At 48.0% G+C, this 1,818-nt stretch carries 3 protein-coding genes; 1 reads left to right on the plus strand and 2 read right to left on the minus strand.

Annotated elements, in window-relative coordinates:
* A partial coding sequence (locus PPL9_RS29120; protein ID WP_152986883.1) for a gamma-butyrobetaine hydroxylase-like domain-containing protein occupies positions 1–217 on the plus strand: 217 nt, incomplete at its 5' end.
* A 28-nt stretch (positions 218–245) separates the two neighbouring features.
* Here the strand turns inward: PPL9_RS29120 and PPL9_RS29125 are convergent.
* Both PPL9_RS29125 and PPL9_RS29135 read right to left on the minus strand, forming a co-directional pair.
* Positions 246–842 carry a L,D-transpeptidase gene (locus tag PPL9_RS29125; RefSeq protein ID WP_057465994.1) on the minus strand — a complete coding sequence of 199 codons (597 nt, stop codon included), beginning with the start codon at positions 840–842 and terminating at the stop codon, positions 246–248.
* A 360-nt stretch (positions 843–1,202) separates the two neighbouring features.
* Positions 1,203–1,818, minus strand: a 616-nt coding sequence (locus PPL9_RS29135; protein WP_200962387.1) for a FumA C-terminus/TtdB family hydratase beta subunit, incomplete at its 5' end; no start/stop codon positions are given.

Raw genomic sequence — 1,818 nt, forward strand, 5'->3', positions numbered from 1 at the left:
TCAACGAAAAGTGATTGCGGGGAAGCGGGACACTACGATTATCGGTGTAGATCCAGTTGGAAACTATGCAGTTAAACTGACATTTGATGATCTGCACGATACCGGAATTTTCACGTGGGCCTATTTTCAGGAAATGAACGATCAAAAAGATTTTTTATGGAATCGATATCTGAGTGAACTGCAGGAACGTGGTTTGAGCAGAGAGCTCAGCAAGTAGGGCTGACACAAAGCCAGCCCTACTTGGTCTAGCGAAGCACGATCACCTTCGTGCCGACATTGACATTGTCATAGAGGTGAATGACGTCTTCATTTGCCATCCTGATACAGCCAGATGAGACAGCTGAACCAATCGTCCATGGTTCATTAGAACCGTGAATGCGATAGATGGTGCTACCGATATACATGGCGCGTGCTCCAAGTGGATTATTAGGGCCACCTTTCATGAAGCTAGGCAGATTGCGTCCTTTACGGCGTTCACGCTCAATCATGACCTTTGGTGGTGTCCAGCTTGGCCACTCAGCCTTACGGGTAATTCGGTGAGTTCCAGACCACTGGAATCCCTGACGACCGACGCCAACACCGTATACCATCGCGGTGCCATTGCCGCGAATATGGTAGAGGCGTCGATCTTTTGTGCTGATCACAATAGTGTTCGGGCCGTATGAGCCGTTATACCTGACCTGCTTACGTTTGATTGGGGATTTTCCATGGTGAGCAGAACCATAGGAAACCCATTTTTTGGATGCGTGATCAAAGAACTTGCCAGACGCTGCGGCATCTGCCTGAGTTCCGGTAAATAGTGCTGCGAAGCAAAGAGCAACACTCGCGATAAGTATGCGCATTGATACCCCCTGGGATATTGTTGTTTGTTTTATCTCGTTTGCATGAGGGAATTTATGCAGCGAGTAGGGAGACGCTCGCAGCTTAGAATGTCAAATATATTAATTGTTGAAGTAATACAGACTACAACTGCTGCTATATACTTCTTATGGAAAAGGGTTTTACTCACGATCCATTCGAAGCTGATTTACATTCGTCTCGAGCTTAATTTGCATCTAGCTAAAACGCTAATTAATATATTCAATGAAACATGAATGTGGCTAATTTGAATTGTGATTGAATGAAATTGTCATGAATGCAGGCAGTGAAAAAGGGCGCTCTAAAGAACGCCCTTCAATCTCGGTATTATCTCACCAGAACAGTTAGCTCAGGTTCAGCTCTTTAAAGAAGTCATTGCCTTTGTCGTCCACCACGATGAAGGCAGGGAAGTCTTCAACTTCGATCTTCCAAACTGCTTCCATACCCAGCTCTTCATATTCAACCACTTCAACACTCTTGATGCAGTCTTGAGCAAGGCGTGCTGCAGGGCCACCGATAGAACCGAGGTAAAAACCACCGTGAGCCTGACACGCACGACGAACATCCGCTGAGCGGTTGCCCTTGGCAAGCATCACCATAGAGCCTCCAGCGGCCTGAAACTGGTCCACATAAGCATCCATACGGCCAGCAGTGGTTGGGCCAAATGAACCGGAAGGCATACCTTCTGGCGTCTTGGCTGGACCTGCATAATAAACCGGATGGTTCTTGATGTAGTCAGGAAGCGGCTCGCCGGCCTCGAGACGATCACGGAGCTTGGAGTGCGCCAGATCACGGGCCACAATCAACGGACCGCTCAATGAAAGCCGTGTTTTGGTTGGATGCTTGGTCAGTTCGCCAAGGATCTCGCTCATTGGGCGTGTGAGGTCCACCTTTACAACATCATCAGAAAGATCGGTGTCGGTGACTTCCGGCATGTAGACTTCAGGATTCCGTTCTAGA

Origin of the sequence: Pseudovibrio sp. POLY-S9 (assembly GCF_001431305.1) — a bacterium.
GTDB lineage: Bacteria > Pseudomonadota > Alphaproteobacteria > Rhizobiales > Stappiaceae > Pseudovibrio.

Coding starts and splice junctions, on each gene's coding strand:
- PPL9_RS29125 (WP_057465994.1), bottom strand. CDS start 842: ATGCGCATACTTATCGCGAGTGTTGCTCTTTGCTTCGCAGCACTATTT.